The following is a 16,412-nucleotide window of genomic DNA, read 5'->3' as shown; positions in this document are numbered from 1 at the left end:
GGAAGTGGATAAACATCACCAAAGGATAATGCACCATATTTACCAGGCTCCGCTTCATTTAGAGTACTTACCGCCTCTGCAATCGGGCCATAGGTGGAGCCCCATCCGATCAATAAGGTCTCACAGTTTTCCTCACCAAAATATTCTGGCTCTATCAGCTCTTCTCTTAAAAGTTCTAGTTTCTTCATACGTTTATCCATCATTTGATTACGCACATCCGCAGACTCTGTAATAAAACCACGCTCATCATGTTCATCACTATCTACGGAAACAAAATTTCTTGACTTGCCAGGAATTAGTCTTGGCGAAATACCATTTTCAGTTAATCGATACCTTAAGTATTCTCCTTCTTTGTATTCGTCATTCGAAGGATTGGCTACCTTTAAATTGGATATCTCAAATGGTTCTACTGTTGCTGTAGAATCTCCCAAGTATTGATCGCTTAGTATAATGACTGGTATCTGATATTTTTCTGCTAAGTCAAATGCACGAATCGTTTGGTAAAACGAATCCTTATGATTTCTCAAGGCAATTACCATCCTTGGGAACTCTCCTTGAGCTGCAGAAATGACGAATTTCAAGTCACTCTGTTCAGTTCTGGTAGGTAAACCAGTTGCAGGGCCTGGACGCTGAACATCCACAGCAACCAGTGGAATCTCTGCTATACCGGAAAGCCCTAGTGCCTCAACTTTTAAACAAAATCCTCCACCAGAGGTTCCTGTCATAGCTCTTGCTCCTGCATAAGAAGCTCCAATAGCCATATTAATGGCAGCAATCTCATCCTCAGCCTGTTCTACAACGAAATCTGCTTCCACACTCTTAGAAGCTAGATATTCCATGATCGCTGTGGATGGTGACATAGGATATGCAGAATAGAATTTAACTCCTGCTGCGATTGCCCCAAGTGCTAATGACTTGCTACCAGATAGGATCATCCAATCACTAAAGTTACCAGGTGTTATAGAAAATCTAGTTTCTACACTTTCATAACCAAGCTTTACTGCTTTTACGTTCATATCAAGATACGCTTCTTTTACTAAGTTCTTCATCGTCTCTTCTACATGATCTGTAGCAATACCAAAAAGCTTTAATATTGCGCCAATCGCGATACTACCGGAAACGCGAACATTACCAAGTTCTTTTGCCATACCACCCATATTAAGCTTAATTGCTTTCGGATCTGTAGTAGATAATTTCGTATCACATAAAATAAAACCATCTTTCTTTAGATTTTGTTTATGTAATTCTACCGTATCATCATCAAGGGCTATCATACCGTCCAATTCATTACTATGTGATGTTATTATTTCATTTCCAAAACGTATTAAAGAAAAGTTATGCCCGCCTCGAACACGTGACATAAAATCCTTTGTTGTAAATACATAATATCCCGCTTTTTTAAGTAAAACTTCTAGGTTTGCAACCGTCGTATCGATTCCTTGCCCGGCTGCACCACCAACTAAAATATTGTACATATCGCACCTCCTTAATTTAGTTTTTATTGTATTATATAACTTATATTACCATAAAACAATCAATTTCGAGTAGTATTTTTATACACATTTCAATATAATCTATTTTAGATTGTTAATATATGTCTATATACAATATTAATCGTCTTATTTTTGTATTATATTAATGTTTCAATTAATTATGATATTATTTTCATATTGCAAGCACTATTCATCGAAACTATACAATAACTTTGAATTCTCCAACTATCACAATGACTTCTTGTGATTTTGCTAATTATCTATATAACCAAGAATTTATAGTCTTAATATTTAGTCTGAAAAAGTCTGTCTATAGGCGTGTTTATGAAAAAATTTTGACGTTATACTATATTCATAAAATGGTGTATTATGTATAATCAAATTAAATCTTAGTCATGCTGACTACTATATGTTTTATCTATTTATAACTGACGAAATTAATGAGAAAGCAACAGAGCTGCCACTACTGTGACAGCTCTGTATAAAGGCAATATGTTATTTAACTGTAATATAGGTATTGCTGTAAAAAGGCATATACCACTCTTTGATATCCCATAACTTCTTAAAATCATCTATGGAAACCTTTCGATTATAGCATTCCGGTTCCTCCATACTATTAGCGAGGTATTCTAACGATTCCGCAATATAAAAATAATTATCATCATAACCAATCACAGGAACATAATGGCGATACTTTTGTTTCGTATTAACTTTAATGAATACGATAACCGGTATCCCTTTACTAATTTGTTTTTTCAACTGATTGATATTACCCTTATAAAAATGGGTCTTGAATCCGCTTCTCTTCAAGAATTTTCGAATACCTTTTGGATATACATTACCTGATTTCATCTTACAAGGCATATCCTTATATACACTGTTACCATCAGTTTCTATTCTAAAATGACGCAGTAGATATGCTGTTGAGAAAGCAGAACATTCATATCCGCTTTGAAAATCTATTCTATTAGCATTCTTTATTAGATATTTATTAGGATATTTTCTTTTTGATACATCAATGATAGGTAATGTCATTAAATACCAGTCTATAATAGTCGTAATTAAAAACCAGCTTAATACAAATTTTAATACTTGATTAGTAATCAAATACTACCCCCTCCTTAGCGAATGTATTAGAAGTTATAAGTTCACTACATTCATCCATTGTAATATCACATCTACTACTTTGGTACTTCATCTGCTACTTACCGATTTTACTGAAAACTTTGAACTATATATCACGCTGTAATATGAATTTAACAACTTTTACATTGCCATCCATTTCTGAACCATTTATGCAGAATCCACATTTTTTAGTGTAAAAATTAATATCTTCTGTTTTATCTTCCGGAGTTACCAATGTTATTGTTCTCCAATCACTATAGTATTCCAGAGCATATTTAAAAGCTCCAGTACCTAACCCACGATGTTGATATTCTGGTATCAAACATAGACAACCCAAGTAATAATTTCCTTCTCCCCTATTCTCAAGAGATATCACGCCTATTGGTATGTCATCTACAGTTGTAATATGTTTTTCCGATTTTTGCAGCGATAAAGCCATACTTTCTTTCGTTTTTCCATACGCTGGACATTCACCATATAACTTCTCCCATTTTTAACTTTAACTCACTCATACAATAACTCCATATTTTTCTGGTTCTCTGCTTCTTATTACCATTATTATAATAGACCATCTTTTAGAGATAAAAATTCAAGATTAAATTGATTTCCTAAACGCGCAAGTTCACCTAGTACACGATTTAATCCAGTATCTGTTTTATACCAATTATCTCTATTAATATCGTGTCCCTTTTCATAATAGGGAACAGAACTAATATAGAACTTAGTGTTAGGAAACGCAAATTGATAGAACATTAGGCATCTCCTTGCATGAAAGTTTTTACAGCATATAATTGCTGTTTTGGGACTAATGCCTTTGTCATCAAGTACTTGTCTTGTAAATCTTGCATTTTCAGCTGTGCTCCCAGATCGGTTTTCACCAATAATCTTTTCTTCTTGGACATTATTTATTGTTAATACATCCGTATAGAAATCGCATTCCGTCAAATAATCTTTATGATATATATTACGTTTTGATTTTACACCATTAAATTTTCCAGTCTTTACACTGACACCACCCGAGGGAACTATTATAGGTGCATAACCATTTTCCCATAATCTAGCAGCTTGTTCCGGTAATTCTGGATACGAACCCCCAGGTATCATAATAACATCCGATTTTTCCAAAATATCTTCAACAAAAATAAAATTCGTTATATCTTCAATTATTCTTATATTCATATTTATTTCCCCTTTTTTTAAGAAATTAGTTTTGGATTAGTTTTGGATATTACTTATTTTATTCCTGCTATAATAACGTGATTGCTTGCTCCTAATATTGATTTTTCACGACATATACGGTACTGATAATCACACCAAACTTCAAATTCATCAAATATTCTTGTTGTTGTTATGAACTCAATCTTTCTGGCATTATTGGTTGTTAGCCTATCTTCTTCTTTGTAATTTTCATAGCAATCCACAATTATATTTTTCATATCCATTCCTCCATACTAAGAATAATAGATTATATACTAAAAAAGCTCCCTCCTTTACTTATATTTCAAGGACAGGAGCGTAAGTATCAAACGTATGTACTTTATAATGTCCGAATTGGGAAAAACATGTATCCTTTCCTTGTTTCAGGGCAATTAAGTTCATGCACAGCACCTACAAGAGGTATATTGTTCTCCTGTAAATATTTAATAACATTTTGAAAAGTATCGTTATTTTCATTTTCAACGTAAATATACTCATACCCAGGTACAACCCATTTTGTCCATCCAAGCGGAGCTTCTGAATCATCTAAGCATTCAACTCCAGCGAGATATAATCCTTGTGAAAAATCATTTTCCCAAGGGTTGAACGAGTGCGAAAAATCAGACATTACTCCCCATATCCCGAGAAGATTTCCGTTATCATCCTTTTTCGCTAAATGTGATACTTCACTAAAATGAGAGTTTGCATCTTCCCAAAGTTTTTTAATGAATCCATCGCCATCCTTTGTAGATCCTTCTTTTCCGATAACTATAAATGAATCTATTATACATTTTTCTATGTTCATCTAAAGCCTCCATTACATATTAAGGTTTTCTTGAAAGTGCCAAATCTATCGTATCGTAAAGTGTAATTTTACCTCCAAAATCTTCAATTGTTTCTTCTATTTCAGAAAAAAACTTGAGTCTTTTTTGTTCTTCAATAGCAATATGGTCCGAATAAGTTCCTAAAAGTGAAACATACTCCTTTGCATTAAAGGTTCTTGTTCTGTGGTACAGCTGATAATTCACATCAATGAATCCATATTTTTTACTGATATCCGCACGATTTTTGGCATCTTCTTCACTATATTCCGCACTGCTTAATGAACCTGGCATATATCTTGAGTATATTTTCTGCATAGCAACATGGAGTTCTTCTTTTTCTTTATCCTTAAAGGGATGATTTGCAAATCGAGCAAAAACTCCCCCACTTTTTAACATATCGTAAACCTTTGTATATCCTAATTCTTCGGGAATCCAATGGAAAGCTGATGCAGAAAATATTAAATCAAACGTATTTGGCGGACATTCATAATCTTGAAATGCAATGTTTTTAATATGTAAATTCTTATAATCACAGAATTTTTGTCTTGTATACTCTGCTAATTTATCCCCCAATTCAATAGCAGTTAATGAACATCCTTTCTCAAGTATAGGAAATGTAGCTTGTCCAGTTCCGATTCCTATTTCAAGAACTTTACTTAATTGATTTATTTCTTTAACAGCAAAAATGTCGTTATACAATTCAGTAACATAAGTTGGACGCCATTTGTCATAATCAAAGTAAACAGTATTAAATGTCGTTTCTAAACCCTTTATAATTGCCACTGTATTAACCTCCAAGCCTAATTATTATAAACACTGCTTATATATTTTTTCTTCTGCACCCCAATATGCTATTTTCTAATATCCCCCCTTTGCTATCTCTCACATTTTACAAAGATTTATAAATACATTTAGTCAGATATGTTATATTATTTGACTTCTTTAAGCAATGATATAGTATTTCTTATGATTGCATTGTTCTCAGTATGCGGATGATCCATTTTAGATATTACAATTATTGAAGTATCTAGAGAAGGTATGATACATAGTTTTTGGCCGCCAAAGCCACATGCACAATAATACTCTATTTCTTGATAGTTATCCGTCCACCAATAGTATCCGTAAGGTTTCCCTTCTGGAAATCCCCCAATAGAATAAGGTTGTATAGAATCATAATAAAATTCTTCTGTAAAGTAACGTTTTTCCATATAGATCCCCTTGTTCAAATATAGTTGTCCAAATAAGGTAAGGTCATCAACGGAAATTCTCATGTTTTCTATATCATCTCTATCCCATTCCCAATTTTTTATCCCAAGTGGTTTAAATAACTTTTCATCTACTATATTTAAAATATTTGTACCGTACAATTCTTCAATAAGATATACCATAATCTGCGGATCTGGTTTGTATTCAAAATTTTCTCCTGGAACATCTTTGAACTTCAATTTGAACACTTCATGCATATTTGATGGAAACTTTTCTCCGAAACGTGGCCAGTTTATTCCACTTGTTTTTGTCATCACATGTTTTAAGGTAAGTATAGTAAAATATTTATCTATATCATTGAGTTCAATCTCTGAATAATAATCGATAATCTTTTGTTCTAATGATTTTATTTTCTTATCCTGCAATGCAATTCCAACCATAGCAGATATAAAGCTTTTGAAGACACAACCTACTTTAAAGATATCACTACTTTTATATCCATTAAAATACTCTTTGAGTAAGGGTTTCCCATGTTGATTGACGCTGATAGCATTAACATGAGGAAAATCTTCTTTTAACATGGAAAGTATATTAATCATCTCTATAACCTCACAACATCTATTTTTTTTATTTTTTCAAATTATATTTAATTATAACGTACTATAATAAATTATACTTTTTCTTATAAAAAAAGTAAATCATAATTGGTAAAATGTAACATCTATCCCTCTTACAGAAGAGGGGGGACTTCCCTGATGAGGTTAAAATGGGATAGTGAAACGATGAAAATATATTTACAATTTACATGAAATTTATTAGTATCGTTCCTACATTGACAAGGCATTAGGACCTATGCTGCATATATGAGATCAAGTTGTTCCAATCTTATAGAAAACGTAATTAAGCAGAGCAAATTGTTAATGTTATGCTCTGCTTAATTATTATAACATTTTTGTTGAATAACATCATATATACTGAGAACGCTTATACACATTATTTCAGTAATCTTGCAGTATCAATAATTCATGAACAATACGGAATCAAAAATTCTTGAATACCACTGGAATATGGTGCAATATCATACTGCTGAAAATATACGACAATTCCAGTCGGTGTCATATAGAAATTATCTTCGTTAAATGTATTATTTACATCCTGCTTGTAAGTATCAAAAAATGTTCCCTGTAGATTAGGGTCTTTTAGTCGTTCTGAGATATCATTAGTAATAAAGGTAATGATATCCTTTTTGAAATTTGGATTGTGCGGAAAGAAATCACTTAATTGCATTCTACATCCTTTGTACACATCCCATGTGTCTGAAGAACGTTTTGTATTGCCATGAGCACCACCAGTGTAAATATACTTATCAAAATACAAGCTAATGTAGCAATCCGTTAGATATGTAATGCTGTAGTTCATTACTGCCTCATATGAAATAATAGGATAATTATTTTCTTTTGAATATTTATATAGCTCTACTGCTTCTGAAAATAAGGTATCTCTGCAATATTTCTCGAATATTAAAGCATTTTCTTTATAGTAATTATTCAATTTCTCAATAAAATTTGTACATTTGTTCGTAATAAACTGAGGGTAATTGATTTTATAGGATAGAACCTGTTCATTATTATAAAAAAGAGTGTCTGACAGTAGAATATTCGTTACTTCCATAATTCATCACCTCGATATAAACATATGCCGAGGAATCTAATTTTTTTCATTTTTTCAGAAGAATTCTATTATATATTCATCAAATTCTATCCCTTCTTTTGCAAACCCCAAGAAATGAATCTCACTAATGGTAGCATTCACTGCTTTCTAATAAAATCATAACATGTAAATCCAATTACTTCTTTATTCTTTACTGCAATAAAACAAGTAATTGGATTATTCGCTAATGCTACTCTACATTAACCGACCCTCATTGAGTTACTCCGTTAAATGAATTATAATAAACTCACAATACATTTGTATATTTTCTAGTATATCAACTGACTTTCTAACGATTCAATTAGTGATGAGAAAGCAGATTCTGAGTTACAATATCTTTGTATTTGTTATAAGCTAAATACGGTCCTTCTGGATATCCGCCAAGTTCATATGGTAAAATTGTTTCCTCTAACTCTTCAATTTTTAAAATATCACCGGTTATATAGTCTTCCAATCGATATTTTACGGTATCAATTCTGCTCATTAAACCACCAAGTCTAACATCGATAACTTCAAAGCCATGTCCCTTACTTTCATGAAACCACACCTTTGTATATTCCTTTTTAAAGTTTTCTACATCTTCTTTTAGAACTGGTAATATCTGTCCACAAATAGTTTTTAAGGTATCTTTATCCTTTAATTGGTACGCCTTTCTTATTTTAATTCCAAGCTTCACCTTTTTCTCTAGTACCGTCGCAAGTTTTGCATACATAACAAAAAGCTGTTCAAACTTACCTGCAGTTTTTGAGATCGTATTTAGTTCTTCTTTTACTTTCGCATAATGTTCCTCAAGTCCTTCTCTATCAAAATAGGTATCAAAAGCACCTAGTAGCAAGTCTTGAAATAATATATGTTTGGATGGATTTCTAGTCTTGATATTTTGTTCTTCACATCCTGGAATAATATCAATTTCTTCAATTTTCATAAAGTCAATTAAAGAAACACCTGTTAAGAATTTACACTTACTACTAATCGCATCCATAGAAGTATCCTGTCCATAACAGTGTTCACCAAAAAGAATTAACCCTGGAATAATGGTTTCGATTGGTGTTTCCGCTCCATCATCACCCCAACAAGTGGACATAATTTCTTTTACTTTATGATGCTTGCATCGGTCGAGTGCTGCATTTGTGGTTACAAATGTTTTTGTATACCCTGGAACATAACCCATCCAACGCCAGATTCCTCCTGCAAAGATAATATCATTTGGAAAACGGTCTCTCATCGTAAGTAAGGTCTCATAATCTTCTTTATTATTATGATAATAATCCCAATATACCAATCCAATATTGCTAGGGACCTTTTTTATATGCTCCTCTGTAAGAGGAATTGTTGTATCATAATACTCGTGATCTTTATTTAAGGAGCGGTAAAACATATCGTCCCAAATCAACGGCTTGATTCCATGTTTTATCGCAATCTCATTGACCTTAGCTAAATGCTCTGTCATTAAATCATATTGAACGCGGTGACCATTTTCTCTTAGATATTTACCACTACCAAGATCCATAGCCTCATCCATACCTATATGGAAGGTTCTAGAGCGGAAGGTCTGCTTCAAGGAGACAAACATCGCCTCAATAAATTGATAAGTCTTTTCTTCTCCCACAAGTAGGATATCCGCAGTATCTTTCATCGACAAAGCATAATTCCATTTTAGCGTTGTCTTTAAATGTGCTAAAGTTTGAATACATGGGATTGCCTCGATTCCCAAAGCATATGCAAAATCATCGATTTCCTTCATCTCTGCGATGGAATATCTACCTCTTAAATAACCGAAATAAGGATAGTCTGGAAGCTCATATGTATCTTCCATATATAAATAGCATTTGTTATGCCCAGTAAGTGCAAGGTAGCATAGCATTCTTTTCATTTGATCCACAGTGTAAACAGCGTTTCTTGAAAGGTCAATCATATTAGAGCAACCTTCAAAAAGTGCTGTTTCCGTCGTTTCAAAAGAAGTATTTTCAATGTTTTCAATAAGGATACCAAGGGCGCGGAAAAAATGTACCGTTTCCTTATATTGAATGTGCCATCCATCCTTCCCTGATACGGTAAGAGAAGTATTACCCTCTAATATCTTTTCTACGGTTATCTCAATTTCTCTCTGGTCTTGATTTACAAACGGATGCACCTGTAATAGACGATTTAGTCCTTCTTTTATCTCCTCTGTAAATCCCTTTAATATTATGTTCATATTTATAACCATACTCCTTTCAAGTCTAGAGATTTTGAGCTTAGCTCAAATCTCCAAGGTGGAAAGATTTCTTTCAACCTTTTACCTCTCATAAAAAATTATATTTAAAAGAAATGAACTTAAATAAAACATCTAAGCCCATTTCTTTTTTTATTTTATGTTTATTTCATTATCAACAATTTTGTCTATCTTTTTAAGAATATTTCTTTATATCTATTTCTTTATTTCTATTTCTTTATTTCTATTTCTTTATGTCTATTTCTCTATGTCTATTTCTTTATACCTATTTCTTTACATCTATTTCTTTATTTCTATTTCTTAATCATCTTGTCAGCAAGACTAGGTCCTTCAACTGCCCACCAGTCATTTACAATCTTGTTAATGCTCTCAAGACCTGCATCATTTAATTCTTTGATAAAGTTATCCCAATCTGACATTGGCCTTGTTCCAGTAATAAACTGCTTGTATCCATCTTCACAAAGCTGATTTACTTTACCAATTAATTTTGCATATTCTTTATTTGGCTGCATATAGCTTGTAGGATCATAGTATAAAGTTGCTTTTGCGGCAGTTTCCTGAATAGCGCTAAACTCTGCATAAAGGATTGGATCCTTTTTTACACGAGTACTTTCCCAATATTTGCTATATGCTTTGGTGTCGGAACCCATCATATAGTAATGCGCATTGTTCTTGTCATCAAAGAATTTTGGAAGAATTGGCTCAAAAGAGTCACCTGCTACTTTGTAATGAACATTTTCTTCACCCATGGCAGCAGTTTTAAAGATATCATCACTTAATTTCGTATTGATGTAATCCAATGCATATTCTTTATTTTTTGAAACTTTAGGAATTACAGTAACTCGATTCACACCACGACCCATAGGAAGTCCAGTGGTACCATCTGCGCTCTTTAATGCCTGTAAGTAAGCAAGTTCCGCTTCTGGTGCTTTTTCCATAATGGTATTCGATGCAGTTGGCTCATTCCACCAAGCTGTCTGGTACATTGCCGCTTTATTGCTGAAGAACTTTTCTTTCATCATATCGCCACTGTTTTGAGCATACTCGCTATCAAGAAGGCCTTCTTCAAAGAGCTTTCTCATAAATTCTACATAATCTTTTGCTCCTGGTACCAAAGCTTGATATAGCACTTGATTGTCAACCACATTAAACTTAGTATACATACCAAATGCAGAAGCGATTTCTGGGATTACTGCATAAGAAGCAGTGATAGGAATGATGCCAAGTTGATCTTTCATTGCTTTACATGCATTATAAAACTCATCTGTAGTTTCTGGCATTTTATCAATTCCAGCTTTTTTTAGAAGGTCTAATCTTACACGATAAACCAAACCATAATTCTCATTTGCAAGACTCTCTGGAATACCCTTAACTTCTCCTTCGATGGTTACATTAGTCCAAAGTCCTTCTGATGTTTTTTCACGAACATTTGGAGCATACTGATCTAATAAATCGTTTAGTGGTTGGTAAGCACCTGTATCAACTGTATTATCAAAATCATTCTTATTAAGTACCATAATATCATATTCTTCTTTAGAAGCAATAATAGTATTTAATTTTGATATAGAATCTTCACTTGGAAGCATATAATACTCTACTTTATAGCCCGTCGCTTCCTCCAAATAAACTGCAGTAAAATCAGTTTGTGGATCAATTCCTGTATAAGGAAGTAAGACCTTTAACACTGGCTTCTTTGTAAGATCAAGTTCCTTTTTTTGTTCCCCCTGTTCTCCATTTGCTGAAGAATTAGTACCACTTGGTGTTTGAGTCTGATTCGCCTGGTTATCCTTTTTACCCCCACAACCTGTAAGGATACTCGCTACCATAATTGTTGAAATAGCTACATTTAAAAACTTTTTCATTTTTCTCATTTTACCCTCTCCTTTTTTTAAATTTGCTTTACTATACCTAACCTAAATTACAGGTATCAGCCTTTTACTGCGCCTGTCATAACACCCTTTGTAAAGTGCTTTTGCAGGAATGGATATACTAGAAGAATTGGTATGGTTGCCACTACAACACAAGCAGCAACAGTTGATTGCGCCGTTACTTCACCTGCTGATTGTCCCCCATATAAGTTTAAGAATATATCACTAACTGAAAAAATGATTTCTTTTAGCACAAGCTGAAGGGTTTTTAACTGTGGCTTTGATGTATAAATTAAAGATGTGAAAAAGTTATTCCAGTATCCAACGGCAGAGAATAATGTAATAACCGCTAACGTTGCCTTCGTAAGTGGAAGGTAAATCTTAAAAAATATGGTCAGATGCCCCGCACCGTCAATCATTGCAGACTCTTCTAGTTCACTTGAGATACTTTCAAAATTACTCTTTAAAATTAGCATATTGTAAACATTGAATGCACCTAATATCCATAAAACTGTAAACGTATTGGTAAGTCTTAATTTGTCAACTACCATATAGGTAGGAATTAGTCCACCTGAAAATATCATGATAAAAATGCATAGTACAATCAGTGCTTTTCTCGCCCTTAAGTATTCCTTAGATAATGCATAGGCTGCACAAGCGGTAACAAACAAGGAAGAAAAGGAACCAAGAATCGTAACCAAAACTGTGTTTTTAAGACCAATAATAAAACTTTTGTTTTCTATAACGATACGATATGTATCAAACTGTAACTCCTTAAAATTAGGTAGTAACCCAACCTCACCAGATAATACGGCTGCCTCACTGCTTACTGATTTGGCAATCAGGTTTAAGATCGGAGCCAGCATGGCAAACGCTAAAATTGCAAAGAAAGTATAATTGAAGAAACAAAATACTCTTCTTCCAAAAGAAGCTTTGATTTTATTCTTTTTTCTTGCTGCCATTACCATAACCCCCTCTTAAATACTTTTGAACTAAAGGTATTTGCTGTCATAATTAGAATGAAGGAAGCAATGGAATTGAATAATCCAACAGCAGTTGCAAACCCGTATTGTGCATTTCCAATACCTTCTCTATAAACAAGAGTTCCGATAATATCCGCAGTATCATATACCGAGGAATTGTACATAACAAGAATCTGTTCGGTTCCTGCATCAAGGATATTTCCGACCCTTAAGGTAAGCATTAGCGCAATAATCGGTATTATAGAAGGAAGTGTTATACTAATCATTTGCCTGAATTTACCCGCTCCATCTACCTCTGCTGCCTCATAAAGCTGTGGATCTACACCAGCCAAAGCTGCTAAGTATACAATCGTTCCCCATCCCACTTCTTTAAATCCTTCTGTAAGTAAGATTACAAAACGGAACCAAGAATTTGAGTAGAAGTTAATTGGCCCAATTCCAATCGCTTGTAATAATTCATTCACCATACCTCCTTGTGTAGAAAGGAAATTCGTAAACAAACCATGAATTATTACGAATGACAAGAAATGAGGTAAGTAAATTAGTGTCTGAACTGCTTTTTTATAGTGGCGGTTACGCATCTCATTTAGCATAATAGCCAGTATAATAGGCAACGGGAATAAAATAATTATCTTTAAAAAGCTAATTTCTAAGGTGTTAACCAATACTTTAAGAAAACGTGGCTGTGTAAAAAGCGCCTTAAAATGATCAAATCCAACCCACTCACTTGCAAAAAAGCCTTCGAATATATTAAAATCTTTAAAAGCGATTGCAAGTCCTGGCAAAGGTAATAACTTAAATAACAAAATATATATAAATGCTGGTAAAAATAAAAGATACAATGTCCAATCCTTGCGAAATGGCCTCTTTTTTAATTTGATAGTTGTACTTTTCTTTCCCTTCAATGCCAAAATTATTCCTCCTTTGCCACAATACATTTGTTATTTATTAGAATTTCTTTTAATTTTTTAACATCTACTTTAGAGAATGATTCAATCCCCATACGGATTGCTAGAGCCGCTGCTGTACCTGCTGCTTCGCCGAGTGCCATAGCCGTTGGAGATACTCTTGCCGATGCCATGGATTCATGAGAAGTGTCAATACACCTTCCTGTTACAATTAAATTATCAAACTGCTTTAATAACATACAACGATAAGGAATGGTATAGTAGCTGTCTTTATTTGTTCTTACCCAGCTAAGTTCGCTTCCATTCGGATCATGAAGGTCAATTGGGAAAGCACAGGCAGCAACGCCATCTTCGAAATCTCTCCCTTCTAAAACATCTTCCATCGTTAACGAATACTGGCAGTGGAAACGTCTGGATTCACGAACACCCACGGTTGATGCGGTTTGTAAAAGAAAACTATGTTCAAACCCTTCCACATATTTTTTCAGAAAATGAACGATTTCATCAATTTGCTTGTGTCCAATCACTTCCGCTTTTGTCATATCACTTCCGTTGGTTCCTTGAAGCTTAATAATTCTTGACATATTAATGAAAGCTTCTCCTGGATTAATTCCTTGGAACATAAGCACCCTGTCCCTGTTAATCGTAAATTCCTTATCTTCTTTTGCTACATTTATGCTATCGAAATAACCAGAAACCGCCACATATTGATCTAAATTATCTTCCTCACTAAGTATAAACTGCTCTGGGTTTTTTCGAATATAGTCTCTAATTTTATCAAAATTGATGCCACCCATTTTAAACATCAACGTCATAGGCTGTGCTAAGTTATCGGATTTTCTTCCTTCTTCATATTTCGCTTTTGCTAATGCGGCCACATCCCCATCGCCTGTCGCATCAATAAATAACTTTGCCTCAACCGTGAAGATACCACTTTTATTTACACAAGAAATATTCTTAACCGATCTTCCTGTTTTTCCTACACCTGCAACAAAAGTATGTAGTAGTAGAGAAATATTTTTTTCTTCTGTTACCATTTCAAAATACAGTTGCTTTAGTTGTTCAGGCTCAAATGGTGTAATTGTAGATACTACACCAATCGGGTCCGGAATGTGACCGAGACATCCTCCCCTTTTCACAAGGCGCGCAACGATTTCTTCTGCGATTCCCTTCACTACTTGTTTTTCTCCAGAGTGAAAGGTCATAAATGGCCCAACCATTCCTGCCGTATTCATTCCACCAAGGTAACCATTCTTTTCTATGAGTAAAACCTTTGCCCCATTTCTTGCAGCCGCCAGAGCCGCTGTCATTCCACTCGGACCTGAACCAGCAACAACTACATCATATATCATTACTTACACCACTTTCTTTATCAGAATATTTGCCTCAAAAATTCTTGCCCAAGGAAGCTCGCAAGAAAGTTCCAATTGCTTCCCCTGAAAAATAGGATCTTTCTTTACAAATACCTCCATTAACTGGGATAGTATCTTATCTGACATTTTCTTTTCTTTTAGGTTTAAAGTATCCTCACCTTTTGCGACTAACTCCGTTTTTAACTGCTGTCTTACAATTCCCTGATATGCAAAATCATCTAAGAACCTTTCCAGTGTAAAGCATCGATTCTCTTCCTCTTTTGCTCCTGTTGCTAGTACTACCTGAGCTAGTATTGTCCCAAGTGCATTGGAGGCTGTATTCCACGCAGAATATCCCCATAACTTTGTTACATCTACAAACTTATGAATTCTATGCAAAATATCGCCCTGACCACCATTGGCATACGCTACATCTAAAAAGTAAACCCTTTTTCCTGTATCGATAAGTTCTGCTACCCTTTTTGCAAATTGATTCAGTGTCTCCGAGGAGTAATCACATGGTGGTGTACCATCCCCTATACTTGCTTCATACTGCCTATTAACTGGCGTATAAATTATTAACACATCCTCTAACGATAAATCCCCATCCACCAGTTCGATTCCAGCAAACTTGCTATGACTAAGAAGATTCTCATGAAATAATCGATCTTCATAAGAAGCTGCGAAGGTATCGCGATTATCATTTAAATAAACATAGGATAGTTTTGTTTTTATCCCTTTATAATCCGCAATCGCTTTTGCCATGCAAAGGCAGCCCGCTTCATCTGTTCCATTATGTAAACTAATTTTTTCGTGTAACCCATAATTACGAATGAGCTCTGATAATTCCACTTGCTCTTTTTTCTGCATTCCATACGGAGTAGAATCCTCTTGTACAATGGATAGACAGTGGAAAATACCTTCTTTTACAAATTCAACACTCATCTTATTAACCAATGCATTCTTTTTCCTAGAATATAAATAAGTTTCTAAGACCTTACTTGGTATTAAAGCTTCGAGTTCTGAGATTCTTAACCTATCTTCCTCCCTATTGTATAGTTCTGCCTTATGAACAAGCTGGGAATATTCATTGACATAGTTCCAATTCTCAATGGAAGCAGTGCTTAATGTACTAATGGAGGTACGCATCAACACATTGAAGGCATATATCTTCATACCTGGATATTTATTTTTCAGTGCCTTCACCTCATCCATACGTTCCATGCATGTTTCTATGGATACTGAATTACACCTAGAATTAAGCAATGAACCCATCGTAAAATTATCCACGGAAAGGATAAGTACTGTGTCGTCTGAGCAAGTTTCATAAAGCCACCTTTTCAAACTGTCATAATTAGACGGAATCATAAAATCATCCATGATCTCTTTTTGAGGGCTAATTACTTCAATCCCTTGGAGTTTTGCTAATTGCATTGGAAATAGGTTATTGCATGCCCTAGAGTCAATCGGTACGTATACAAAATTCATTTTGTCTCCCACTACCTTTCTTCTTAATTTTCCTATGTGTATA

At 34.1% G+C, this 16,412-nt stretch carries 15 protein-coding genes; all 15 read right to left on the bottom strand.

Annotated elements, in window-relative coordinates; all coding sequences use genetic code 11:
* On the bottom strand, positions 1-1,475 hold a 1,475-nt coding region (locus RTP52_RS09015; RefSeq protein WP_312370681.1), incomplete at its 3' end, for a 2-oxoacid:acceptor oxidoreductase subunit alpha.
* Positions 1,476-1,988: 513 nt separating this feature from the next.
* On the bottom strand, positions 1,989-2,600 hold the full coding sequence (locus RTP52_RS09010) for a C39 family peptidase (RefSeq protein ID WP_312370679.1): 612 nt from the start codon (positions 2,598-2,600) through the stop codon (positions 1,989-1,991).
* A gap of 124 nt (positions 2,601-2,724) precedes the next feature.
* A complete protein-coding gene (locus RTP52_RS09005) occupies positions 2,725-3,057 on the bottom strand; it encodes a GNAT family N-acetyltransferase (RefSeq protein ID WP_312370678.1) in 333 nt (110 codons plus the stop codon).
* Between the two features lie 119 nt (positions 3,058-3,176).
* On the bottom strand, positions 3,177-3,797 hold the full coding sequence (locus RTP52_RS09000) for a YdcF family protein (protein WP_312370677.1): 621 nt from the start codon (positions 3,795-3,797) through the stop codon (positions 3,177-3,179).
* 53 nt (positions 3,798-3,850) lie between these two features.
* Complete coding sequence (locus RTP52_RS08995; RefSeq protein WP_312370675.1) at positions 3,851-4,054, bottom strand: hypothetical protein; 204 nt, start codon at positions 4,052-4,054, stop codon at positions 3,851-3,853.
* A gap of 101 nt (positions 4,055-4,155) precedes the next feature.
* Positions 4,156-4,620 carry a GyrI-like domain-containing protein gene (locus RTP52_RS08990; protein WP_312370673.1) on the bottom strand — a complete coding sequence of 155 codons (465 nt, stop codon included), beginning with the start codon at positions 4,618-4,620 and terminating at the stop codon, positions 4,156-4,158.
* A gap of 19 nt (positions 4,621-4,639) precedes the next feature.
* The gene (locus RTP52_RS08985) at positions 4,640-5,422 is read right to left on the bottom strand and encodes a class I SAM-dependent methyltransferase (RefSeq protein ID WP_312370672.1); all 783 of its coding nucleotides are present in this window, start codon (positions 5,420-5,422) and stop codon (positions 4,640-4,642) included.
* A 146-nt stretch (positions 5,423-5,568) separates the two neighbouring features.
* Complete coding sequence (locus RTP52_RS08980; protein WP_312370670.1) at positions 5,569-6,444, bottom strand: serine hydrolase domain-containing protein; 876 nt, start codon at positions 6,442-6,444, stop codon at positions 5,569-5,571.
* 424 nt (positions 6,445-6,868) lie between these two features.
* Positions 6,869-7,516, bottom strand: a complete 648-nt coding sequence (locus RTP52_RS08975) for a DUF3298 and DUF4163 domain-containing protein (RefSeq protein ID WP_312370668.1) — start codon at positions 7,514-7,516, stop codon at positions 6,869-6,871.
* A 340-nt stretch (positions 7,517-7,856) separates the two neighbouring features.
* Entirely contained in the window at positions 7,857-9,752 is a 1,896-nt protein-coding gene (locus RTP52_RS08970) for a beta-N-acetylhexosaminidase (protein WP_312370666.1), read from the bottom strand.
* Positions 9,753-10,063: 311 nt separating this feature from the next.
* Complete coding sequence (locus RTP52_RS08965; protein WP_312370664.1) at positions 10,064-11,641, bottom strand: extracellular solute-binding protein; 1,578 nt, start codon at positions 11,639-11,641, stop codon at positions 10,064-10,066.
* Between the two features lie 56 nt (positions 11,642-11,697).
* Positions 11,698-12,600, bottom strand: coding sequence for a carbohydrate ABC transporter permease (locus tag RTP52_RS08960; protein ID WP_312107454.1), 903 nt, complete (start codon positions 12,598-12,600; stop codon positions 11,698-11,700).
* Positions 12,600-13,532, bottom strand: coding sequence for an ABC transporter permease (locus tag RTP52_RS08955; RefSeq protein ID WP_312370662.1), 933 nt, complete (start codon positions 13,530-13,532; stop codon positions 12,600-12,602). The genes RTP52_RS08960 and RTP52_RS08955 overlap by 1 nt, the downstream gene beginning before the upstream one ends.
* Before the next feature lie 2 nt (positions 13,533-13,534).
* Positions 13,535-14,881 carry an FAD-dependent oxidoreductase gene (locus RTP52_RS08950; RefSeq protein ID WP_312107681.1) on the bottom strand — a complete coding sequence of 449 codons (1,347 nt, stop codon included), beginning with the start codon at positions 14,879-14,881 and terminating at the stop codon, positions 13,535-13,537.
* Between the two features lie 3 nt (positions 14,882-14,884).
* Positions 14,885-16,369, bottom strand: a complete 1,485-nt coding sequence (locus tag RTP52_RS08945; RefSeq protein ID WP_312370660.1) for a DUF4127 family protein — start codon at positions 16,367-16,369, stop codon at positions 14,885-14,887.
* Positions 16,370-16,412: the final 43 nt, after the last annotated feature.

It is taken from the genome of Lachnoclostridium sp. (assembly GCF_031997925.1).
Lineage (GTDB): Bacteria > Bacillota > Clostridia > Lachnospirales > Lachnospiraceae > Lachnoclostridium.
Note: the sequence above shows the minus strand (reverse complement) of the source record. Positions and strands in the feature narration are given on the sequence as shown.

Excerpts from the sequence above, each read along its gene's own strand:
- RTP52_RS09005 (WP_312370678.1), bottom strand. The coding sequence starts at position 3,057 with ATGGCTTTATCGCTGCAAAAATCGGAAAAACATATTACAACTGTAGAT.
- RTP52_RS09000 (WP_312370677.1), bottom strand. The coding sequence starts at position 3,797 with ATGAATATAAGAATAATTGAAGATATAACGAATTTTATTTTTGTTGAA.
- RTP52_RS08995 (WP_312370675.1), bottom strand. The coding sequence starts at position 4,054 with ATGAAAAATATAATTGTGGATTGCTATGAAAATTACAAAGAAGAAGAT.
- RTP52_RS08990 (WP_312370673.1), bottom strand. The coding sequence starts at position 4,620 with ATGAACATAGAAAAATGTATAATAGATTCATTTATAGTTATCGGAAAA.
- RTP52_RS08980 (WP_312370670.1), bottom strand. The coding sequence starts at position 6,444 with ATGATTAATATACTTTCCATGTTAAAAGAAGATTTTCCTCATGTTAAT.
- RTP52_RS08975 (WP_312370668.1), bottom strand. The coding sequence starts at position 7,516 with ATGGAAGTAACGAATATTCTACTGTCAGACACTCTTTTTTATAATAAT.
- RTP52_RS08970 (WP_312370666.1), bottom strand. The coding sequence starts at position 9,752 with ATGAACATAATATTAAAGGGATTTACAGAGGAGATAAAAGAAGGACTA.
- RTP52_RS08965 (WP_312370664.1), bottom strand. The coding sequence starts at position 11,641 with ATGAGAAAAATGAAAAAGTTTTTAAATGTAGCTATTTCAACAATTATG.
- RTP52_RS08960 (WP_312107454.1), bottom strand. The coding sequence starts at position 12,600 with ATGGCAGCAAGAAAAAAGAATAAAATCAAAGCTTCTTTTGGAAGAAGA.
- RTP52_RS08950 (WP_312107681.1), bottom strand. The coding sequence starts at position 14,881 with ATGATATATGATGTAGTTGTTGCTGGTTCAGGTCCGAGTGGAATGACA.
- RTP52_RS08945 (WP_312370660.1), bottom strand. The coding sequence starts at position 16,369 with ATGAATTTTGTATACGTACCGATTGACTCTAGGGCATGCAATAACCTA.